We start from the raw sequence: 21,399 nt of genomic DNA, 5'->3' as shown, positions 1-21,399 counted from the left end.
CCTTTAACTCTTGTCTATCAAAGCCCCTAAAAGAATATGACAGCCTTATGACATTTTTGATATGAAATATATGACAAATGTAAATGTTCATATATAAATTATTGGGGTATAGTAAATACATGAACGAAAGGAGTGTTGTAAATGATTGATTCATTTGACTATAAATCTTGGAAGGAAGAGCTGTGGAATGCCATTACACACGGTATTGGTTTTATTGCAAGTATTCCGGCTCTAATTGTTTTACTGGTTACAGCTGTGCAAACAGGTAATGCTCTACATATTACTACTTTTAGTATTTTTGGTGCCTCTGTCATCATCTTGTTTTTAATGTCCACACTGCTACACAGTATGCCAGAAAAATATAAACACTTTTTCGCTATTTTGGACCACTCGTCCATTTACATTTTAATTGCTGGTACGTATACGCCGTTTTTATTAATTGCCGTTGGTGGCACATTAGGTTTGACTTTGTTATGTATTATTTGGACATTGGCTGTCCTAGGTGTTCTTTTTAAATGTTTCTTCATCAATCGTTTTGAAGTCCTATCTTTAATATTTTATATTGGCATGGGCTGGTTAATCATTTTTGCTATTAAGCCCGTTTATCTATACTTAGGCTTTTACGGCTTTGCTTTATTGCTAGCGGGTGGGCTGTTTTATACGATTGGTGCCATCTTTTATGCTTGGCGCTCTCTACCTTATAACCATGCAATATGGCATCTTTTTGTGCTAGCTGGCTGTGCCTCTATGTACGCTTGTGTGTACTTCTATTTATAAAAAAAGTCGCTCCCTTCATAAGAGGGCACTGAAAAACTTATGTTTTCATAAAAGCGAACCTTTTTCAGATAAAAATAAGGCACTTCTTGTTCAATTTTGAACAGGAAGTGCCTTATTTCTGTCTCACTGGATCTTCTGTTGCCATATCCAAATGACATATCATACTTTGAGCGCTCTACTAGGTCGACGTCTGATACATCATTCATCGCTTTTAATAATAAGTACTTAAACATGCGTATTGGAGGAATGGTATTACGTCCATTATCTAAACAATATTTTGTTTTTAGCTCTTCTAAAAAAAATGAAAATTCAACAAGTTCATTGACCTGGCGAAGCATGTTATCTTTTGGCACAACAATATCATAGATTGCCATGTATGGACTTAAATTAAGGGTTTCCTGATTTGAAATCATTGGGGCTCCACCTACATATTCATTCTTTTATGATAAAGGAAAGTGTGACTAAAATAATAGTATGATACATTGCGTTGTTTGCAGAAGCATCGCTCGACTCCTGCGGGAAAGCGAGACAGACGAGACCCCGCACGAAGCGAAGCGTAGGAGGAGACTCGGCGCTCGCCCGCGGAAAGCGAGCGGAATGCTTCGGAAAACAACAGTAGAGTCACAGTGCCAAATGAAAAAAAGATATGGACTTTTTCAGTGCCCTTCTTCACAAGGAGCGATTTTTTATGGAATCTCTTAAAAGCTTAATCGCTTCCCTTACTTCTTTTTCATGCTCCTCATTATTCATATTTTTCCTGGCATGAAGTAACACGGGCCTCAAGGATTCAACGGATCGCCCGAATGCATTCATCCATTCATAGCGGGGCACCATCCAAATGTGGAAATGATGAGTCGTATCTTCGTTGTAAAAATAATAAACGTATGCTATGCCCAATACTTCCCTTTGAGCTTGTCTTATTTTTGTTAAGAGATGGATGTAATCCAGTTTTTCGTCATTATTTAATTCATCCAAGCAATGAATATGACGCTTTGAGGCTACTATAACTAATCCCTTTATTGGATAAGCTATATCCTGATGGGCGTGAAAATAATCCGTTTCAATTAGAACACCCCCATTGGGCTCGATTTGTCCACTTATGATTGCACAGCTCAAGCAATCAACATAAACATTTTCTCCACTCGATAATACTATGTTGCGCATCAATATCTCCCCTAAATATAGAAGTAGCACGGTCTAGCAAAACCGTGCGTCTCTCCATGTTATTTACGTTCAAAAATTTGATATTGGAATGTATAGCCTTCTGAAGCTGTTTCAGGCTGTTCAGCAGCAACCTCTACAAAATCCTGCTCATAGCTTGGGAAAAAGGTATCGCCCTGAAAAGAATGATTGATTTTCGTAATATATAAGCGATCTGCTATTTCCATCGATAAACGGAAAATTTGCTCGCCGCCAATAATCATAATTTCCTGTACATCCCCTGCCATTGTTATTGCTTCTTCTAGGCTTGTCACAATTTCAATGCCTTCTGCACGATAATTTTCATCTCGTGTAATAACAATATTACGACGTCCTGGTAGTGGACGACCAATGGATTCAAACGTTTTTCGGCCCATAATCATTGGCTTGCCCATTGTTTTGTTTTTAAAATACTGCAAATCTCCAGGTAAATGCCAAGGCATTCCGTTATTATACCCAATTACATGGTTGTCATCATGTGCCACAATTAAAGAAATCATACTGTCCCTCCAAATACTTTCTTCCCTTTTATTATAAACACAATTCAATCATTTCACCTCTTTTATAAAAGATTTTTCTTTTTCTACAATTAAATCCTAGTAAAATTATATGAATAGTTTATAATATAAGATATAAACGTCAAGATAAAGGAATGATGAGGATGACTACATTAAGAAAAGAAGCTGTTCATTATATTCAAGCTCAGCATGGTGTGACACCTTACTATCAAGTCACACCACAGGAAGCTCGTGCGATGCGGACGGTTATGCCATGGCAATCCGTACACAAACCAACACTTGCGTCCATACAAGAACAAGCAATTACAGTGCGTGATGGTGCTCAAATTACGCTACGACTCTATATCCCTATTCATCACCAACCATTACCGGTTATTGTCTATTATCATGGTGGTGGCTGGGTATATGGTAATTTAGAGTCAGTTGATGCTGGCTGTCAGCTATTAGCAGAACAAGCACAAGCTATTGTCGTTTCAGTAGATTATCGTTTAGCTCCAGAATTTCCTTTTCCAACTCCATTACAGGATGCCTACGATAGCTTAGTATGGGTGCATGACCATATCAAAGCATTTGGCGGCGATGCTGCTCAGTTGACGGTTGCTGGGGACAGTGCCGGCGGAAATTTAGCAACGGTCGTGACCCACTTAGCTGCTTCTTCGGGTGGTCCGTCTTTGCAAGCACAAGTACTCATTTATCCCGTTACGAATGTAGATTTCACGACCGTTTCCTATCAGGCTTATGGTGAAAATTTCGGCCTCGATAAAAAAGGTATGCAATGGTTTTCTCAGCACTATACAGAGGAATCCAACTATGCGAATCCATTTGTATCTCCTCTACAACTTGAGGATGTAAGCCATATGCCTAAAACCCTCCTCATTGCAGCAGAGGCAGATGTACTCTTTGACGAAGGTTTAAGTTATGCCCAAAAACTGGCGGACGCAGGAGTACCTGTAGAGCATATGACCATGCCTGGTTTGATTCATAGCTATTTTAGCAAGATGCATTATTTTGAAGAGGCGACCATCGAAACAGTGGCAAAAATTGCTGAATTCCTGAAATAAGTTTGGCTATCCCGTCCAAACAGTGCGATAATAGAGCAAAACGTTTTTTAAAGGATGACAACATGACACAAACAATTGCCCTACAAATAAAGCAGCCTTTTGCTGATCAATTAAAAAAAGGCTACCCATTAATTTCAAAAGATGCGGTGGATGCACGACAACTCCCTTCCGAGCAAGGGACACTACTTAAGCTGATGGATCACCATAATCGTTTTATTGGTACAGGTTACTTCGGTATTCAAAATAAAGGGATTGGCTGGGTCTTGACGACTGATATCAATGAAACCATCGATAAAGCTTTTTTCATTAAAAAGTTCAAAAAAGCCATACAACTCCGAGAAGCATTTTTCCAGAATGAACATACAACAGCCTTCCGTGTTTTCAATGGTGAGGGTGATGGCATTGGTGGCCTAACGATCGATTTCTTTAATGGCTACTATATGGTGAGTTGGTATAGCGAGGGTATTTACTCATTGAAAGAAGTCGTTTATGAGGCGCTTGCTGAAACCATCAACTACCAAGCTATTTATGAGAAAAAACGATTTGATGGTAAAGGCCAATATATGGAACAGGATGATTTTGTTATGGGGACTCCTGGCGAATTTCCAATTTTGGTCAAGGAAAATGGGATGACCTATGCAGTCCATTTAAATGATGGTGCGATGACAGGGATTTTTCTTGATCAACGGGAAGTACGATTAGCTATTCGTGAGCGCTATGCGAACACAGCCAATATGCTTAATACCTTCTCCTACACAGGGGCATTTTCAGTAGCAGCCGCGCTTGGAGGAGCTATTAAAACAACAAGTGTTGATGTTGCGAAGCGCAGTTTAGCCAAAACAATTGAGCAGTTTAGCGTCAATCAAATTGATTATGAAGCCCAGGATATAAAAGTAATGGACGTTTTTCATTATTTTAAATATGCACAGCGTCACGCATTAAAATTTGACCTTGTTGTCTTAGATCCACCTAGCTTTGCTCGTACAAAGCAAATGACGTTCTCAACGGCGAAGGACTATCCAAAATTACTGAAGGATACAATTGCAATTACAGCCAAAAATGGTATTATTGTGGCTTCTACAAATAATGCAAGCTTCGGTATGAAAAAGTTTAAAGGATTTATCGACCAAGCATTTAAAGAGACTCGTACACGCTATAAAATTGTAGAGGAATACGGTTTACCAAAGGATTTCCGTGTGCCTCGTGAATATCCTGAATTTAATTATTTGAAGGTCGTTTTTATTCAAAAAATCGACTAACTGATCTAGAATCACACTTTGCTGTGATTCTTTTTTTCGATAAAAAAGGCTTAAGAAGTATGTTCACTTCCTAAGCCACCTCTTTGTTAAAGTTTTTCCACAAACCAATCTCGTATATATTCCAGACGATGAATTCTTAATGTTGGTTTTCCGCTTCTTGACAGTTCATGATTCGATTCAGGGAAGCGGACGAATTTTGTTTCTTTCTTACGATATTTCAAGGCGATAAATAATTGCTCCGCCTGTTCAATCGGACAACGATAATCTTTTTCACCGTGTAAAATGAGCAACGGTGTTTCAACATTGTCTACATACTTCAATGGAGAATGATGCCATAGCTTCTCCATATTATCGAGCCCCGCTTGTATTTGCCAGTCTGTAAAGTAATAGCCGATATCACTCACACCTGCAAAGCTAATCCAGTTTGAAATTGAGCGTTGTGTAACTGCTGCCTTAAAGCGGTTCGTATGCCCAACAATCCAGTTGGTCATAAAGCCACCATAGCTCCCACCTGTTACACCTAGTCGATCCTGATCAATGAAATCATAGTGCTCTAAAGCATAGTCCACTGCAGCCATTAGGTCTTGATAGTCATTGCCACCATAATCACCACGTACTGCATCCACAAACGTTTGTCCGTAGCCATGACTTCCGCGCGGATTTGTATACAGCACCGCAAAGCCTTGAGCAGCTAGGATTTGGAATTCATTGAAATAAGTGTTGCCGTACATCGCATGTGGACCACCATGGATTTCAAGAATAAGAGGATATTTCTTCCCTTTTTCATAGCCCACTGGCTTCATGATCCAGCCATTGACCTTCCAGCCCTCAGCTCCTTCAAACTCAATACTCTCAGGAACAGCTATCTCTCTCGTCTTTAAAACTTCTTCATTGACGGTTGTCAACCGTTCTTTTTCACCCGTCTTTAAGTTGACGTAATATAAATCGCCCGGATTTGTTGTCGTACTTATTGCGACAACTGCTTGGTCATTTTGAGCATCTAATGAAAATCCATAAACATATTGATCATCGTGAATAGCTGGATAAATCTCTCCATCCACATTACCAAAATAAATTGCCGCATTGCCGTGATCTGTTACTTGGAAGTAGAAACTATGATTATCATTCATCCATTGCACAGGTGGAGCTGCTACCCCTTGCAGGAAATCACCGATGACATAGTCACCGACAGGGGCATCAAATTCACTTGTGGCACAGTTGAGCAGATTTTGTTCCATATCATAAATCCATAGCTTCGCTTGTGTGGCATTTTCAAACTCACGTTTTCCCCCAACGAAGGAAAGGAAGCGGCTATTAGGAGACCATGATGTTTGGTAATAAGAGCCAATTCCCTCGGTTACCTTGCGACTCTTTTTTGTTTCTATATCTAATAAGTAAATATCCGCATTAAATGAAAAATCTAAATCCTCTGCTTGATCTGCTAAGTACGTAAGATAGTTGCCATCGGGCGACCATGTACTCAGATGGCAATGCTTGTTCCCTTCTGTCATTTGCTCTAAGTCACCAGATTTTAAATCGACAATAGCGATGTGGGTATGCTGGTCCATATCCGTAAATCCACCAGCATCTGATTTATGTTTCATCTTATCGATTTCTAGCGGCTTTAGTTCTTTTTCTTCTTTCTTGTCATCTTCAGCTTTATCTAGAATAGTTTCATCTTTACCGAGCATAACGGAAAAGGCAATTTTCTCTCCACATGGAGACCAGACAGGCGTTGACGCACCGTTTTTACAATACGTTACTTGTTTTGCCTCCCCACCTGTTTTCGAAAGCACAAAAATTTGCGGCTTGCCTGATCTTGTAGAAGAAAAAGCAATTTGACTGCCATCCGGCGACCACACAGGAGAGCTTGTTCGATAGTCACCATATGTCCATTGCTGAGGACGTTTGTCTTTTAAATTTATATAAAACAGATTAGATATATAGTCTTTTTTCTTCTCATCAATACGTGTCTCTACATAAACTACCTCAGTCCCATCAGGTGAGAGCTGTGGATCTGCTACTGATTTCAAGCGATAAAGATCCTCTGGTTGAATCCCTTGTTTAGATGTCATGTTCTTGCTCCTTTGTATTGTCATTTTCTATGCTCTACTACAATATTTCGACACCCTAAGTATTATTCCTGCTACTCGATCGATTTTTTTACTAGTTCCCAATCAGCATTCGATTTTGTTCTGCGATAAAACTTATAAAAAGGTTCATTGGAACGAGCTTGGTCCTGATAAAGACGAATGATTTGTAGCAAAAAATCTTCAATATGGTCGATCCCTACTCTCTTTGCAAAGAGAGTACCCGCCTGTGCTTTCGTCCCCATAGGAATGGCTCCTAGATAAACATCAAAGCTCTCATGCTGATAGACCAAACCGATGTCATCATATGTGGGATTATAACAGGCGGATGCACAGCCATTCACATTGACTCGCATTCTTACAGGCACGGTTATACCATCCAGCGCCTGATAGAGCTGTTCTGTTTGAGGAACTGCTTCCATTTTTTCACCGTCACAAAAATCACATGCTTTCATAACAATATGAGGCCCTGACGATGCAACAAACAGTCCAGCCTCCTGTAAGGCACGGGTAGCTTCAGTTAATTCGCTAGAGGGAATCGATAATAATATGCTATAGGAAGCCGAGTATTTAATGGCTCCCTTCTCTCCTACAATTTCTGCTATTTTTTGAAATTGGGCTGGTGTGTAATGCTTATTGATAATGCCAGGGCTTACTGCTAATCGCGAAAATCCACCTTGCTGATTAAGGGTCTCAAATGTTTTATCTGGTATGTTTTGACGAAATGCGTTCAATAGTTATCGCTCCTTAAGAAAAAGGAGCTAGCACTTTGCTAGCTCGAAATTTTTAAAAGTTTTCTGGGTAGAAGCCCTTAGCTAAAATTTGAATGGCCTCTGCTGCACGGACCCCTTCAGATGCCGCTGAAAGTGGAAGGATGACAAAGCGATCATTTTTGACTGCTTCCATTTCCTTCAAGGCTGGATCATTTTTTAAGAAATTTATCTTTTGTTCAGCCGTTGTTTCACCATAATCAATTATGACAACCACCTCTGGATTGCGATCTACTGCATCTTCCTTCGACACGGTTGTCCACCCTGACTCCACATCTCCAAAGATATTTTGACCGCCAGCGATTGTCACCAGCTCATTCATAAAGTTTTGGCCAGCTGTGAATACATCTTTTTCACCACTGTCAAAGACTAGCACACGTAAATTTTCTCTATCTTTTGGTAATTTAGCTTGAACTTCTTCGACATCTTTTGTCATTTGTTCAATGTATGCTTCGCCGCGATCTTCCACGCGGAATATTTCTGCAATATGACGAATATCAGTGAAAATATCCTCTAATGTTGGCTTTGTCATATTAGAAGCTGTATGTAAATACGTATGAATTCCTAATTCCTCAAGCTCCTCTGGTGTTCCTACACCTTTTTCACCAAAGCCACTTTTCCAGCCTGCATACAAGAAATCTGCCCCGGCATCAATGACTTGCTCCTTCGTTGGGTATTGATCTGAAAGAACAGGAACTTTATCGTAGGCTGCTTGAAGCGGCTCGTAGATTTCGTCATCTAAATAAGCAGTCCCTACCATGGAATCCTCTAGCCCTAATGCAAGCATAATTTCTGTTACATGCTGATTTAAGCTGATTGCCTTTGTAGGTGCTTCCTTATAGGTTTGGGTAGTTCCATTATTTTTAATGATTACCTCAGTCGTTGTCGCCTCAGACGGTTCAACTTTTTCAGTTTGCGTTGCTGATTCAGGCTTGTCCTTTGTACCACACGCTCCTAAAACTGCGATGAGCGCGATGAGCATGACCAGCCATATACTTCTCCATTTTTTCATGTCCTTTTCTCCTTTGTTGTCATAAATATAGAAAGAAATCAGAGACTTCTTTGCTACCAGGATCATTGGAAGGGCATAAAAAAACCCTCTTGTCGCCAAGAGAGTAGCATAGTGAAAAAACGGTATAGTTACCTTTATCACTATCCCCATCCTCGTGGTTCTTAGTTAGCATACACATACTGGCAGGTATCCTGGCTTAGGTTCATCATCTATACACCTTCCCATAGTTAAACTACAGTGGCATCCTGTATAGACTCCCCATTTACAGTTGCGGGACAGCATCGGAATTACACCGATTTCCCTTTTAAGCAAAATGACAAATGCCATTTGCACCAATATGTTCTATTCATTCTATTGATAGACTAGCAGTTCATGAGTTAATTCGCAATCAGAGTAAATTGCAAAATCTGCAATCATCATTATATTAGCACTATTTCGACAAAAAGACGAATCATTTTACAAGAATTATTTGTGCTAGTATTCTGATACAATGAGAACATAGCCACCTATAGAAACGAGGATTTAGTATGTACAAGACGATTGGGGTTCTTGCTCATGTTGATGCAGGAAAAACAACCTTTTCTGAGCAAATGCTTTATCATACCAATAGTATTCAAGCGCGGGGGCGTGTCGATCATCAGGATGCCTATTTAGATAATCATGAGCTTGAGCGTAAACGTGGCATTACAATATTTGCCGAGCAAGGTCGCATGACTATCGGCGACGATACATATACGCTGATCGATACACCAGGGCATGTCGATTTCTCCCCTGAGATGGAGCGTGCCATTCGTGTCATGGATTATGCCATCATTATTATTAGTGCTGTAGAGGGTATACAGGGTCATACAGAAACTGTATGGCAGCTTTTACGGAACTATCATGTCCCTACATTCTTTTTTATTAATAAAATAGATCGTGACGGAGCAGATGTGAGAGCTGTTATGACTCAGCTGCATAAGGATTTCTCAGAACATGTAATCCTCATAGATGAACCACTGCAGGAAAACTATGTTTCAAGCACGATTATGGAATGGCTGGCAGAGCGTGATGAAGAACTGCTAGATAACTTTTTGAATGAAACATTGGAACATCGCCAATGCATGACTAGACTACAAACGATGATTAAAAATGAGGATGCCTTTCCTTGTTTTATAGGTTCTGCGTTGAAGGATGAAGGCATTGAGGAATTTATTGCTCAACTTCCATTCCTAACGGGTACTCACTTCGAGCCAGAAGCACCTTTTCAAGGAGAGGTCTTTAAAATACGCCATGATGGACATCAACGTTTAACGTTCATCAAGGCCCTTACAGGCAAGTTACATATTCGGGATGAATTTACATTTGGAGATATCACAGAAAAAGTAACAGAAATTCGCCTATATAACGGCAGTCGATTTGAAACTGTTCAGCAAGTTGAGGCTGGTGAAATCTTCGCTGTTAAAGGGCTCAGTCAGGCAAATATTGGGGATCGAATTGGCAGTAAATTGCTATCACTGCCCTATGAGCTTGTCCCTACATTACAGGCAAAAGTTCAATATGAGGGTGAGCAACATATAAAAGAAGTATTAAGGATTTTCCGTTTACTAGAGGCCGAGGAGCCGTCATTGCGTGTCGTGTGGCAGGAAAAATTTCAGGAAATCCATGTGCACATAATGGGTGTCATTCAGTTAGAAGTCCTGATTGACGTGTTATTGAAACGTTTTGCATTACACATTTCTTTTGGAGAGCCGCAAATATTATATATGGAGACAATTGGGACAACCGTTACAGGCTACGGTCATTTTGAGCCACTCAAGCATTATGCAGAGGTTCATTTATTAATGGAGCCTAATGAACGCGGAGCAGGAATTACCTTTAGTAATGCCTGTCATGCCGATGATTTATCAGTGGGCAACCAGCGTCTCGTTGAGAAGCACTTGTTTGAGCGTGATCATCACGGCTTACTCACAGGCTACGCCGTCACAGATATTCATTTTACGCTATTAACGGGGCGTGGTCACAATGAGCATACCTCTGGTGGTGATTTCCGAGAAGCTACTTTCCGAGCACTACGTCAAGGACTAGAACAAGCACAGAACATCCTGCTTGAGCCATATTATCGCTTTAAAATGAAAGCTTCCAATGATTTTATTGGCCGTATGATGACTGACATTCAACAGGCTGCCGGCACATTCGACGACCCAGACCTCACCGAAACTGACGTTGTTTTGACAGGACGTGCACCTGTAGCAACCTTTATGAGCTATAGCACAATCTTTGCTGCCTATACCAATGGGAAAGGCTCACTTACCCTCCAATTTGATGGCTATGATGTGTGTCATAATGCAGAAGAAGTAATAGCCCAGATAGGCTATGATAAAAATGCGGACCCTGAATACAGTTCTTCCAGCATTTTTTGCGCTAAAGGCAAAGGCTATACTGTCCCTTGGCAAGAGGCTCAAGCAGCCATGCACTGTCAGGGATAAGTCAAGTAAAGTATTTGCAAGGACGGTGTGTTAGGCTAATAGCCTCAGATGAAGCATGATACGCTGGCATAAATAAAACAAGCCCCCCGCTTCATGGAGGGCTTGTTTTCATATCGCACCGACAGCTTTCTTTGAGGGCTTATGGACCTGATAAGCAGGTTCAACCACCACATAGCCCTGCGTATTAGTGAAGTCGATTAAAACTTTACCAGGCTGACTTTTTAATATTTGTAGTTGATCAATTAATGTTAACAATAGCTCATGGCCGTTCCCTCGTGGATGCCAATTTAAGTGATCACTATTTAATTCCTGAACCGCATCCAGAAATTGTTTATATTCCTGCTGCGCGAATGCGATTAGTTGATCCTGATGAGAAATTTCCATTAAATCATTTATATAAGTTTCATAAAAACGTATAACAATGGAGCATAGTAAATCATTGACACGTGCAGCGCTTAACACGGGATTGGGCTCTTGTGAAAGGCGATCAAGGTTAGGCTTTGCTCGTGTTGAATCAATGCGTGTAATTAAGTGATACTGCTCCCCGTTCACCTCATATATAATAGGGTTCGTCGGCATATACATCATAAAGCTATTCGTCTTCGTTTTCAGTTGATCCGTTAACGTTGCCAGAGCAAAAAGATGGCCTTCTACCTCACCATTTCTTATCCAAATAATGTCTTTATTATATAAAATTCGCTCAAAAAAGCGGTTGTTGCGAATCAGCTTCGTTGCTAATAATTGGTCAATCAGTGATTCAACCACCATTCTTGTTTTCGCTTTTTTAGCAATTTCTGTCCTTGGCTGCTTACAAATGGTCATATCTACAAAAGGCGTTTCCTGTGTTATCGTTGTATGAATATTCATCCTATGTGCATCCCCTTTGCGTACATATTTTCAAAACAAAAAGGACTTCCTTCTATGTTTGAGGAAATCCTTCGCTTTAATGTGATTCATCACACAATGCCAAACAAACCCTAAGTAAATGTGAAGGAGTTCGAAAATGAACCCTTTCATGAACTTTGGGCGTTTGACGTACTGTGACGAACAGAGCATTCTGTTTTGTCAACATGCCACCTCCTATTCCTCGTAGGTTTATGGTGTGTACTCATAACAGGCAGGTATCCTGACTCATGGTCATCGCCACTTTTCCCCTTCCCATCATTTGACAGTGGTTGCTGAAAAGTCGCTCACATTTACAGTTGCGGGACAGTGTCGGATTCACACCGACTTCCCTTTTAAGCAAATTGCACGCAATTTACACCTATTACTACACGCTATTCAATTGTCATAGGAATCGGGTGTACTCCACATTCCTATTAGATTACTAAAATCAATTGTAAAGTAGTGGATTTCTAAAGTCAAATATCACAATATTTTCCAAACCATTTCTTCACTTAATCTTACAAACTCTGAAATTCTGACAACATGTCTTCCTATTTACTTTGATGGTATGATACTTCCTCAGCTTCATGCGGGTCATCTCTTTCGAAATCCCCTCGGATTTTCTACGCAGCATAATACTGAATAGCTTCGATTTCAACCGCTATACGTTCTGGTCTTTTCCAACGAATCAGCAAAATGGTCGTCTTTTTCACATATTAAATCAGCGAAACTAGTTAATGTTTTGTCCTAATACGTCCTTTACCGAATATCTTCTTTTTAACATCCGTATCACCTTCATCTATTTTTCGGCGTATATACTCGCATGAGAATAAATTTTAGCGAATGATTAACGGCTTTTAAAAAAGGAGTTACGACACTTTTATTTTAGGTTATTAGTTATGTAATATTTGATAAAATGAGTTACGAGCGCAGGGGATTCCTGCGCTCATTTTTTTAACGCAAAACCGCGAGTTAAATCGGGATAAGACACTTGCATCATTTTGAAATACTAACATAAACAACCTATAAACGCACCTCAGACAAACCTATACGCACAACTACGCGATTCAACGATTCTCGCTACATCTGACAGCGTTGAGTGATGTAACTAAAGAGTAATAACTTCACCAGAGTATTGTCTTAATTGTTCAATGGCTACGGTTACGGCTACTTCCTCAGTCTCAATCAAACTCAATCCTTTTTTAATAGGACTCCAAAATTCATATCCGCAGTCTTCTTGCCACATATATACTTCTGTTGTAAAAAGACCATCTCTCCGTTTTATAATTTGAACTTTATATTGATGACTTGGAGACATTATTTCCTTTAGCATCTGTTCCATCGTTTCACCATCTTTACAAATAGTAATGTGTATAACTATTATTCTTCAAAAAGAAAAAAAGCTTTGAGCAAAATCTTAAAAACAGGGGGCTTGGGAAGGTCATGCATTTTCAACACAAAAAAAGAGGTTTATGGTGTGTATTCGTAACAGGCTGGTATCCTGACTCATGGCCATTTCCACTTTTCCTCTTCCCGTCCAACTTAAAACGGTATTTTCTAAGGTCAAATACTAAGCTAAACACCAGTAATTGAATAAAAAAGGATAATAGACAATACTGCAAAGGTTTGAATGATAATCCCGATCACGCTACAAATTAAACCAGAAATTGCCAAACCTCTGCCATTTTCATTTCTTTTAGCAATTTCCTTTGTTGCCATTCTTGATAAAACTACTCCTAAAATCCCAAGAACTAAACCAATAAATGGTACGATGATAGAAAGAATACCAAGCGTTAATGAAATGATAGATTTATTATTCATTTCAATTTTTTCAACCATTTCCCTCACCCCCCAACAATCTAATGTTACGAATCACACTTCTTCAAAAAACAGTTCCATCCATTGAATTCTATCAATATTATTGAAATATATCTATTATTTTACAATATAAAAGGTTATGCGTAAGGGAGAACCAGTCAGCGTTTCTTTGCTAATTTCTAAGCTCTGTATGCTTGCTCCCTAATTGGAACGGGGCGACAGCATACACCCCTCACATAGTAATTTCCCCATCCCTATTCCCCCTTTCTAAGCACAGCCAAAAAAGCCTCGCATCTATGCGGGCTTTGAATTTGATTCGTGATGGTGGCTTTATTTCATTATTACGAGACTAAAACATACTGCGCTAAAACACTTTGCACTTTATAAATATTGGTCGCCTTATTGAAGCTTTTTTGGATAGGTAGCGAACTGCCTGATACCCATATTTTTAGCTCTGCGTCTAAATCAAATGTACCAGCCGTTTCTACTGAAAAATGAATAATATTTTTATAGGGGATCGAATGGTATTCCGTTTTCTTACCAGTAACTCCTTGCTTATCAATGAGGATTAATCGTTTATTCGTAAAAATAAATATGTCTCTAATAATTTTATAGGCATTTTTGATGGTTTCGTTTGGAATTAATAAATCTTTGACCTCCTCCTGTAATTTTTCAAAATTCACCTCGCTTGCATTGCCGATTAATCCATCAAATAAGCCCATTCTTTATCCCCTTTCAGCTTTTGTTTGTTTAATATATTATGAAGAGAACCGGGCTACGACTCCAAGTTTTGGTATTATTTTTTCTGTAAGGAGGGGGTTCATTGCGAGCATTTCTATTTATTATCATGTCCCTCCTAGCTACAGTTGTTTTAGGCTGTACGGATAAAGAGCTAGCAGTGGGCAAATTGGCGAAGGTCAGCATTTCTAACGGCGAAGGATTTGACACTGTGAATACTGATTTTATCTAAGAATATGAGGATGAAGAGTCTCTTGAAATGTTCCATGAAGTCATTACTACTGCTGTGAGAAATAAGGGAATTGTTAATATGGCTACCCCTCCATATGATGTACAAGTAGTGGATATATATGGCTTCCATCTTTGGGTAGGGGAAATGGGTCAAAAGGGAACGTTGATGAACGTGAAGGATACCCATACGATTTATAGCATCTCTGAAGATTTGATTGCCCCACTTAGATCATTGCTGCAAGAATAAAAAACACTTTCCATTCAAATAAGGAAAGTGTTTTTGGATTAATCATACTACGGCTTGAAACAGCATTTGCGCATATCGGTCTGTAAAAGCAAAGCCACCTTCGCCTTTATGGCTCTCATCGACAATTTTACCCGACTTCATGACATAAATACGATCACACAAATAAGAAACCGCCTTTAAGTCGTGCGATATAAATAAAATGGCCATGTTTTTTTCTTTTTTTAAAGTTATTAATAAATCTATCATTTCTCGTTGAATCAAGCGATCTAAACTCGAAACAATTTCATCACAAACTAATAGTTGGGGTTCGACTAAAATCGACCTTAGTAAATTAACCCGTTGTCGCTCCCCTCCACTTAGCTCAGATGGCAGGGCTTCTAATATATCGGTTGGGAGCATCACTTTTTCTAGCATTATCTGTAGTTCGCGATCAGTCAAAGACTTATGTGCTGCCATTAGAGGCTCACGTAACAATTCCTTGACGGTCCATACTGGATTTAAGGCAGCCGTAGCATTTTGAAAAATGATTTGGCAGTTCTCATAAAAATGCGAGCGATTTTGCTTCGTCATCAATTGATTTTCAAAAAACACCGCCCCTTTTTCAGGCTTTTCTAGCTGCATTATCACTTTGGCTAAAGTACTTTTCCCACTGCCGCTTTCTCCTACGAGTCCTACGATTTCACCTTTTCCCACGGTTAGGTTTATATTCTGTAATACTTGCTGCCCTGCTCGATAGCTTTTACTAACATGATTTACATGAAGCAACAATATCAACCGCCTCCTAAAAATGATGAGCGACAAGCTGCTTCGTATATGGATGCTTGGGCTCCTTAAAAATTTCAGATATTCTCCCACTTTCTACTATTTCGCCATTTTTCATCACCAGAATAGAATCAGCCATCTTAGCAACTCTTAAATCATGCGTAATCAATAGTATCGTCGTCCCTAAGCGGGCATGGAGATTTTTTAGCAATTTGATAAATTCTTGTTGATGGAGCATATCTAGAGCAGAGGTTGGTTCATCCGCCATCAAAACGTCTGGTTCATGATAGAAGGCGCAGGCAAGCATGCAGCGTTGTAGCATGCCACCTGAAAGCTCAAATGGATAGCGATTTAACACATCCTTAGGTAGGTTTAACTCCTTTAAAATGGCTGTGATTTTATCTAAAAACTCCTCTTCCTTTTGCCCTAGTCTCGAAGCGGTCAACCTATAGAGTTGATGCTTTATTTTTTGGGTGGGTGAAAAACTATTCATTGCATCCTGAAAAATGGTAAAAAAATGCTTTTTGCGTAGCTTCACACGCTCCTGTTCTGACATTGTCATGACATTTCTTTCATTAAATACAATGGAACCCTCCATAGTTGCTCGTGCTGGTAGCATCCCAAGCAGAGCTGAAAGGGTCGTACTTTTGCCGCTGCCACTCTCGCCAATGATAGCGGTAATTTGACCTTTAGGTACAGTAAAAGTCAAGCCTTGAATAAGGGATTTGCCGTCTAATTGAACAGCCAAATTGTCAACTTTAAACATGCGTTCGGTTCCCTCCTTGTTTGAAAGTACCTCCAATAACTTGCACACATAAAATCGTTATAAAGATTAACAGTCCAGGGAAAAGACCCATCCACCAAGCCCCCACAAGTAAATCATTTTGCGCTGTGTACAGCATTGTTCCCCATGATGGAGTAGCTGGTGGGACACCAATTCCTAAAAAGCTTAAGGAAACTTCGGTAAAAATAGCCCCAGCAAAATTAAAAATGGTTACCACAAATATCGCAGGCATACAATTACGTAATAAATGGCCAAAGAGAATTTTCCACAACGGCGTGCGGAACATTTTCGCCATCTGCACAAACTCTTGCTCCTTTAATCGGATAAACTCTGAGCGGATGATACGAGCTGTCACAAACCATCCCGTGATACCCATCACCATCGCCATACGCCACATACTGCCCTGCATCATTGCCTGTAGAGCTAGCACGATGACCAATGAAGGAATTGTTAAAAAGGCTTCGAGAATACGCATCATTACTGCATCAATGGCACCACCAAAATAACCACTTATGCCCCCATATATGATACCAATTATGCTAGATAGGACGACCGATACAATGGCAATAAATAGCGTCACCTTCCCCCCCACCAATAAGCGAGAAAGGACATCTCTACCCAACTGGTCAGTCCCTAATAAATGTGTGGCATTAGGTGCTTGATAAATTTGATTCATATCCATTACATTAGGCTCAAAAGGAGCTAATAATGAAGAAAAAATAGTCGTTGTAAAAATAAGAGCTAAAAGCACAAGCCAAAAAATCGGATATCGCTGTTTTCTCATACAAAGCCCCCTCTTCTTAATCGAGGGTTCAAACCAATCATCAGTATGTCAATGACGAATAAACAGATGACCACGACCACGCCTATGATTAAAATAGCCCCCATCAAAACGGGGAAATCTTTGAGCATGACGGATTTTACCAAAAGCTGTCCTAAGCCTGACCAACCAAATAATGTTTCGACCACAATGGAGCCTCCGAAAAATGATGGGATGGTCACCCCAACATAATTGATATAAGGAATGACAGCATTTCGTAAAATCATCCTTCGAATTTCACGTTCTGGTACTCCATTCGCGCGTGCTACTTGAACATAGTAGCTATGATTCTCTACTTTCACACTATCCTGCAAAAATCGGGCAAAGATGCCCACATGCGACATCACGAGGACTATAAGCGGGAGTGCCATATGATATAAACGATCCATGAACCCTCCATCGCCCCGCACATCATTCATTCCTGAAGATGGAAACCACCCTAATGTTATGGAAAAGACCATGATGAATACTATGCCTAGCCAAAATGGTGGTATGGCTGAGCTTGCAATACTAAAGATGGAAAGTCCGCGGTCGAGTAATGAGCCCTCCCTCATGCCAGCCTGTAAGCCTAGCCAAATAGAGGCAATCGTTACTAGAAATAACGTCAGAACAACGAGCTGTAGTGTGTTGGGTAACCGCTCAAGTAAAATCGTCAAAACAGGTCTTCCTTCTTTAGCTGAATATCCCAAATTACCTTGTAGTGCTTCACCTAACCACCGTCCATACTGTAAGAGAACAGGTTGATCGAGTCCAAAGGCTTGTTCAATACGTTCCTTCTCTGCGGTCGATAATGTTTGGGCATTGCCTCCATAATAAGCTGCTGCGGGATTACCAGGAGCGGCATGCATCATGAAAAAAGAGAGGAAGCTCACGATAATGAGGACAATTGTCCCCATTATCATTCGCTTCCCAAGCCATTTAGCGATCATTCCATTTCCACTCCTCAACATTCCATAAGAAGCCTGCCCCATGGTGACCTAAAATTCGCTCTTTAACACCATTAATTTGTTTATCGATACCATATACAGCATCTACATAAGCAAAGTAGGCAAAAGGTGGGTCTTGAGCTAGCTCCTCCTGCAATGCCATATAGACCTTCTTACGTTGCTCAGGATCGACTGTAGTACGGCCTTCCTCTAGCAATGCATCTACTTTTGCATTGGCATAGCTGCCGTAATTATAGCCAGCACTTGTGAGACTGGATTCTCCAGAATGGAATAGGCTGTATGTATGATGGTCCGCATCATAGGGACTTCCCCATCCAACCATAAAGGCTTCTGTTTCTTCAATAACAATATTGCTCCAATCTAGCGCGGCCACTTTCACATCTGCCCCAACAGCTTTATAGCCCTCTGCCACATAATTGGCCATATTTACACGCACAGTATCAGTTATGGGCGCAGTAATGGTAAATGTTAATTTTTGACCATCCTTATAGCGGAAACCGTCATCGGCTAATTGCCAGCCTGCTTGCTCGAGCAGCTTATTTGCTTTTTTTACATCGTAAGTATAATGTTCGATTTTTTCATTTACAAAATTATGTTGTTGTAGCGGTGAATAAGCTTCTGTTCCATAGCCATGTAATATACCTTTTACAATGCCTGCACGATCCGTTGCGTAGCTAATTGCTTTTCTTAGTGAAACATCCTTCCAAATAGGATACTTCATATTAAATAAAACACCTCGATAATCAGCGGATTCAACCTCGTACATTTTTAAACGTTCGACTTTTGACAGTTCCTCAACCTGATTTGGATCAAGTAATGCAATATCCACCTCACCCGATTTTAGCTGTAGGGCACGCACATTGCTATCAGGGATAAATTTAAAAATGACTTGTTCAATCGAAGCCTTTGTCCCATAAAAAGTAGGAAATGCTTTTAGCGTCAGGCTTGTCCCTTTATCCCATTGTTCAAACCTATAAGGCCCTGCGCCGATTGGTTGTTGGTTAAATGAAGCGGTTCTCATTTCCTGTCCTTCGAAGGCATGCTTTGGCAAAATAGGCACAGTTAATTTGTCTAGCATCGGTGTAAATGGTTCATCTAATTGGATGGTCATTGTCGAGTCGTCGATTTTTTTCATGCCCGTCACATGGATAAAATCAGATTTTAAATAGGAGCCGTTTGCATCGTCAAGAATACTTTCAATGGTGAAAATAATATCGTCCACCGTTAAAGCCTGCCCATCATGAAATAGCACATGATCATTAATCACAATTGTATACGTCATCTGGTCATCTGATATTTGAATACTTTTAGCCATATCAAATACTGGTACATTGTGTTCATCGAAACGCATCAAACCTCTAAATAAAAAGGCATCTAAATTCGTTTCCTCTAAAAGAGGATTTAAACCTGCAAACTCTGACTCAGAAGCAAAAACAAGCTCATTCGCCTGTGAAGACGACGAAGCAGATGACTGTTTCTCCTCGCCTTGACTGGACTCTTTCGTACAGCCTGCAAGACAAAGTATCATTAGAAGTATCCATACTGAAAACTTTTTCAATTCACTATCTCCTTTATCACAACATTACAATAATGCTGTCATCTGTTCAAACATACGATTTATTTCCTTGTGAAGTGTTCGTTGCTCTTTGGCGAGCCATCTACAATGAATCGCCTGATCTGTTAGCTTTGTTACGCTTGCCTGAAGAGATTGCTCCTGTTGAATTAAATCCTGTAAATCTCGCATGTTAAGATTTTTCACTAGTGGTGACACAATCCATAAAGAGCCGATATAAAGTGCTTTTTCGAGCAAGCCAAGCGCTGCAAAATTCATTTCCTGTGGTTTGAAATGGATGGAATCAAACGCAATAAGTTGTTCCTCTACATAGACCTTATATTTCGACTGGTAGGCTTGATAATCAAAGACTTCCCCTCGCATTTCTCGACCTGGTGCAACAATTTCACCCCAAATTAATGTCGAGCTCTCCTTCATGCGAATGGTTGTATCTGCTTGAAACTTGGCTCGTTCAAATGGAATAGTTACTTCAGGGAGCCATTCTAATCGTGCCTCATCAGCCATCTCAACGGTAATAGCCTGGGTACAATGATCGCCTGTATGGGAAGGATAGATTTTCAATGCCGATTGTTGCTTCAGCCTTACTCGGCTTCCTGACGCAAGTTTGACATTGATTTCATTGCGGTCTCCCGCTACCATCCCACCAGAGGATTCCATCAAGAATACTGTGGCAGTTGGATCACTACCTTCATATAATTCACGGCTAGCCTTTAGGGGAGGCTGTTGGTACACATGAACCAGTCGTGTATAGCCCCTCCTAGGCTCAAAGGCCATTTCTAATTTGCCAAAATGATTTATTTTCTGTGGATTAACCATGGTTGTCAACGGCTTCTGCACCTTCAAGTAGCATATGGTGCTGAATCCATTCAACCACCTTATCTACATTCGTTTGAGAACGAACATCTGCAAAAATGTATGGACGGCCACCACGCATTTTTTTCACATCCTGATCCATGATGTCTAGATCGACCCCCACATGAGGCGCCAATGATGTTTTATTGATTAGCAGTAAGTCTGAACGCGTTAGCGCTGGACCGCCTTTACGTGGGATATCCTGTCCCTCTGCCACATCAATGACGTAAATATAGCCATGCACTAGTTCAGGACTAAATGTTGCAGATAAGTTATCCCCACCACTTTCAATGAAAATTATATCCAAATTTTTGAAGCGTTTAGTTAAATCATCAATCGCTGCAAAATTCATTGATGCATCCTCACGAATAGCTGTATGAGGACAACCTCCTGTTTCTACCCCAATAATACGCTCTTCGGCTAAAACGCCATTCGTAATTAAATATTGGGCGTCCTCCCTTGTGTAAATATCATTGGTAATTACCGCTACATGATAATGCTCATGCATCACACGTGTTAATTGATCTACTAATGACGTTTTTCCTGACCCAACTGGGCCGCCGATGCCAATACGTATTGGTTTCATT

The 21,399-nt window shown here is 40.2% G+C and carries 22 protein-coding genes, 1 pseudogene and 2 riboswitches; of the genes and pseudogenes, 6 read left to right on the top strand and 17 right to left on the bottom strand.

Annotated elements, in window-relative coordinates; genetic code table 11:
* Positions 1–141: 141 nt before the first annotated feature.
* A complete protein-coding gene (gene trhA / locus A2J09_RS06650; protein ID WP_012294351.1) occupies positions 142–777 on the top strand; it encodes a PAQR family membrane homeostasis protein TrhA in 636 nt (211 codons plus the stop codon).
* Positions 778–920: 143 nt separating this feature from the next.
* Here the strand turns inward: trhA and A2J09_RS06645 are convergent.
* The 3 genes and pseudogenes from A2J09_RS06645 to A2J09_RS06635 all read right to left on the bottom strand — a co-directional run.
* A pseudogene (locus A2J09_RS06645) lies at positions 921–1,190 on the bottom strand (transposase); the annotation flags it as partial.
* A gap of 256 nt (positions 1,191–1,446) precedes the next feature.
* A complete protein-coding gene (locus A2J09_RS06640) occupies positions 1,447–1,941 on the bottom strand; it encodes an HIT family protein (RefSeq protein WP_036161575.1) in 495 nt (164 codons plus the stop codon).
* A gap of 59 nt (positions 1,942–2,000) precedes the next feature.
* A complete protein-coding gene (locus A2J09_RS06635; RefSeq protein ID WP_012294348.1) occupies positions 2,001–2,477 on the bottom strand; it encodes a dihydrofolate reductase in 477 nt (158 codons plus the stop codon).
* Between the two features lie 161 nt (positions 2,478–2,638).
* Between A2J09_RS06635 and A2J09_RS06630 the strand changes: the two genes are divergently transcribed.
* Positions 2,639–3,556, top strand: a complete 918-nt coding sequence (locus A2J09_RS06630; RefSeq protein ID WP_012294347.1) for an alpha/beta hydrolase — start codon at positions 2,639–2,641, stop codon at positions 3,554–3,556.
* A 62-nt stretch (positions 3,557–3,618) separates the two neighbouring features.
* A complete protein-coding gene (locus tag A2J09_RS06625; RefSeq protein WP_036161571.1) occupies positions 3,619–4,815 on the top strand; it encodes a class I SAM-dependent rRNA methyltransferase in 1,197 nt (398 codons plus the stop codon).
* A gap of 86 nt (positions 4,816–4,901) precedes the next feature.
* Here the strand turns inward: A2J09_RS06625 and A2J09_RS06620 are convergent, their stop codons facing one another.
* The 3 genes from A2J09_RS06620 to A2J09_RS06610 all read right to left on the bottom strand — a co-directional run bounded on the left by A2J09_RS06620 (position 4,902) and on the right by A2J09_RS06610 (position 8,687).
* A complete protein-coding gene (locus A2J09_RS06620) occupies positions 4,902–6,890 on the bottom strand; it encodes a S9 family peptidase (RefSeq protein ID WP_036161568.1) in 1,989 nt (662 codons plus the stop codon).
* A gap of 71 nt (positions 6,891–6,961) precedes the next feature.
* The gene (locus A2J09_RS06615; RefSeq protein WP_012294345.1) at positions 6,962–7,639 is read right to left on the bottom strand and encodes a precorrin-3B methylase; all 678 of its coding nucleotides are present in this window, start codon (positions 7,637–7,639) and stop codon (positions 6,962–6,964) included.
* A 52-nt stretch (positions 7,640–7,691) separates the two neighbouring features.
* The gene (locus A2J09_RS06610; protein WP_036161565.1) at positions 7,692–8,687 is read right to left on the bottom strand and encodes an ABC transporter substrate-binding protein; all 996 of its coding nucleotides are present in this window, start codon (positions 8,685–8,687) and stop codon (positions 7,692–7,694) included.
* A gap of 163 nt (positions 8,688–8,850) precedes the next feature.
* Positions 8,851–9,039, bottom strand: a riboswitch (cobalamin riboswitch).
* A 175-nt stretch (positions 9,040–9,214) separates the two neighbouring features.
* Here A2J09_RS06610 and A2J09_RS06605 point away from each other — a divergent pair.
* Positions 9,215–11,155, top strand: a complete 1,941-nt coding sequence (locus A2J09_RS06605; RefSeq protein ID WP_012294343.1) for an elongation factor G — start codon at positions 9,215–9,217, stop codon at positions 11,153–11,155.
* Between the two features lie 108 nt (positions 11,156–11,263).
* Here A2J09_RS06605 and A2J09_RS06600 read toward each other — a convergent pair whose 3' ends face one another.
* From A2J09_RS06600 to A2J09_RS06585, 4 genes are all read right to left on the bottom strand, one after another.
* On the bottom strand, positions 11,264–12,022 hold the full coding sequence (locus A2J09_RS06600; protein ID WP_012294342.1) for a hypothetical protein: 759 nt from the start codon (positions 12,020–12,022) through the stop codon (positions 11,264–11,266).
* Between the two features lie 231 nt (positions 12,023–12,253).
* A riboswitch (cobalamin riboswitch) is annotated at positions 12,254–12,438 on the bottom strand.
* Between the two features lie 710 nt (positions 12,439–13,148).
* Positions 13,149–13,382: a hypothetical protein gene (locus A2J09_RS06595; RefSeq protein ID WP_012294341.1), complete on the bottom strand. Its 234-nt coding sequence runs from the start codon at positions 13,380–13,382 to the stop codon at positions 13,149–13,151.
* Between the two features lie 233 nt (positions 13,383–13,615).
* A complete protein-coding gene (locus A2J09_RS06590) occupies positions 13,616–13,879 on the bottom strand; it encodes a DUF4190 domain-containing protein (RefSeq protein ID WP_012294340.1) in 264 nt (87 codons plus the stop codon).
* A gap of 320 nt (positions 13,880–14,199) precedes the next feature.
* Entirely contained in the window at positions 14,200–14,580 is a 381-nt protein-coding gene (locus A2J09_RS06585; protein ID WP_012294339.1) for a PH domain-containing protein, read from the bottom strand.
* Between the two features lie 101 nt (positions 14,581–14,681).
* On the opposite strand from A2J09_RS06585, the gene A2J09_RS24125 reads away from it, so the two are divergent.
* Both A2J09_RS24125 and A2J09_RS24120 read left to right on the top strand, forming a co-directional pair.
* Positions 14,682–14,828, top strand: a complete 147-nt coding sequence (locus A2J09_RS24125) for a hypothetical protein (RefSeq protein ID WP_227256842.1) — start codon at positions 14,682–14,684, stop codon at positions 14,826–14,828.
* 27 nt (positions 14,829–14,855) lie between these two features.
* Entirely contained in the window at positions 14,856–15,074 is a 219-nt protein-coding gene (locus A2J09_RS24120) for a YhfM domain-containing protein (RefSeq protein WP_012294337.1), read from the top strand.
* A gap of 42 nt (positions 15,075–15,116) precedes the next feature.
* Here the strand turns inward: A2J09_RS24120 and A2J09_RS06575 are convergent, their stop codons facing one another.
* From A2J09_RS06575 to ureG, 7 genes are read right to left on the bottom strand one after another with little or no spacing between them, the layout of a single operon-like run.
* A complete protein-coding gene (locus A2J09_RS06575; protein WP_031419855.1) occupies positions 15,117–15,842 on the bottom strand; it encodes an ABC transporter ATP-binding protein in 726 nt (241 codons plus the stop codon).
* A gap of 13 nt (positions 15,843–15,855) precedes the next feature.
* Positions 15,856–16,602 (bottom strand): ATP-binding cassette domain-containing protein, encoded by a 747-nt coding sequence (locus A2J09_RS06570; RefSeq protein WP_031419856.1) that lies wholly within the window; start codon positions 16,600–16,602, stop codon positions 15,856–15,858.
* On the bottom strand, positions 16,595–17,404 hold the full coding sequence (locus tag A2J09_RS06565) for an ABC transporter permease (RefSeq protein WP_012294334.1): 810 nt from the start codon (positions 17,402–17,404) through the stop codon (positions 16,595–16,597). Before A2J09_RS06565 ends, A2J09_RS06570 begins: the two co-directional genes overlap by 8 nt.
* Positions 17,401–18,369, bottom strand: a complete 969-nt coding sequence (locus A2J09_RS06560) for an ABC transporter permease (protein WP_012294333.1) — start codon at positions 18,367–18,369, stop codon at positions 17,401–17,403. The genes A2J09_RS06565 and A2J09_RS06560 overlap by 4 nt, the downstream gene beginning before the upstream one ends.
* Positions 18,359–19,945, bottom strand: coding sequence for an ABC transporter substrate-binding protein (locus A2J09_RS06555; RefSeq protein ID WP_227256841.1), 1,587 nt, complete (start codon positions 19,943–19,945; stop codon positions 18,359–18,361). The genes A2J09_RS06560 and A2J09_RS06555 overlap by 11 nt, the downstream gene beginning before the upstream one ends.
* Before the next feature lie 24 nt (positions 19,946–19,969).
* On the bottom strand, positions 19,970–20,776 hold the full coding sequence (locus A2J09_RS06550; protein ID WP_036162731.1) for an urease accessory protein UreD: 807 nt from the start codon (positions 20,774–20,776) through the stop codon (positions 19,970–19,972).
* Entirely contained in the window at positions 20,769–21,398 is a 630-nt protein-coding gene (gene ureG / locus A2J09_RS06545; protein WP_012294330.1) for an urease accessory protein UreG, read from the bottom strand. The genes A2J09_RS06550 and ureG overlap by 8 nt, the downstream gene beginning before the upstream one ends.
* Position 21,399 lies beyond the last annotated feature (1 nt).

The organism is Lysinibacillus sphaericus, assembly GCF_001629735.1.
Taxonomy (GTDB): Bacteria; Bacillota; Bacilli; order Bacillales_A; family Planococcaceae; genus Lysinibacillus; species Lysinibacillus pinottii.
Note: the sequence above shows the minus strand (reverse complement) of the source record. Positions and strands in the feature narration are given on the sequence as shown.

Coding starts and splice junctions, on each gene's coding strand:
- trhA (WP_012294351.1), top strand. CDS start 142: ATGATTGATTCATTTGACTATAAATCTTGGAAGGAAGAGCTGTGGAAT.
- A2J09_RS06640 (WP_036161575.1), bottom strand. CDS start 1,941: ATGCGCAACATAGTATTATCGAGTGGAGAAAATGTTTATGTTGATTGC.
- A2J09_RS06635 (WP_012294348.1), bottom strand. CDS start 2,477: ATGATTTCTTTAATTGTGGCACATGATGACAACCATGTAATTGGGTAT.
- A2J09_RS06630 (WP_012294347.1), top strand. CDS start 2,639: ATGACTACATTAAGAAAAGAAGCTGTTCATTATATTCAAGCTCAGCAT.
- A2J09_RS06625 (WP_036161571.1), top strand. CDS start 3,619: ATGACACAAACAATTGCCCTACAAATAAAGCAGCCTTTTGCTGATCAA.
- A2J09_RS06620 (WP_036161568.1), bottom strand. CDS start 6,890: ATGACATCTAAACAAGGGATTCAACCAGAGGATCTTTATCGCTTGAAA.
- A2J09_RS06610 (WP_036161565.1), bottom strand. CDS start 8,687: ATGAAAAAATGGAGAAGTATATGGCTGGTCATGCTCATCGCGCTCATC.
- A2J09_RS06605 (WP_012294343.1), top strand. CDS start 9,215: ATGTACAAGACGATTGGGGTTCTTGCTCATGTTGATGCAGGAAAAACA.
- A2J09_RS06600 (WP_012294342.1), bottom strand. CDS start 12,022: ATGAATATTCATACAACGATAACACAGGAAACGCCTTTTGTAGATATG.
- A2J09_RS06595 (WP_012294341.1), bottom strand. CDS start 13,382: ATGGAACAGATGCTAAAGGAAATAATGTCTCCAAGTCATCAATATAAA.
- A2J09_RS06590 (WP_012294340.1), bottom strand. CDS start 13,879: ATGGTTGAAAAAATTGAAATGAATAATAAATCTATCATTTCATTAACG.
- A2J09_RS06585 (WP_012294339.1), bottom strand. CDS start 14,580: ATGGGCTTATTTGATGGATTAATCGGCAATGCAAGCGAGGTGAATTTT.
- A2J09_RS24120 (WP_012294337.1), top strand. CDS start 14,856: ATGTTCCATGAAGTCATTACTACTGCTGTGAGAAATAAGGGAATTGTT.
- A2J09_RS06570 (WP_031419856.1), bottom strand. CDS start 16,602: ATGTTTAAAGTTGACAATTTGGCTGTTCAATTAGACGGCAAATCCCTT.
- A2J09_RS06565 (WP_012294334.1), bottom strand. CDS start 17,404: ATGAGAAAACAGCGATATCCGATTTTTTGGCTTGTGCTTTTAGCTCTT.
- A2J09_RS06560 (WP_012294333.1), bottom strand. CDS start 18,369: ATGATCGCTAAATGGCTTGGGAAGCGAATGATAATGGGGACAATTGTC.
- A2J09_RS06550 (WP_036162731.1), bottom strand. CDS start 20,776: ATGGTTAATCCACAGAAAATAAATCATTTTGGCAAATTAGAAATGGCC.
- ureG (WP_012294330.1), bottom strand. CDS start 21,398: ATGAAACCAATACGTATTGGCATCGGCGGCCCAGTTGGGTCAGGAAAA.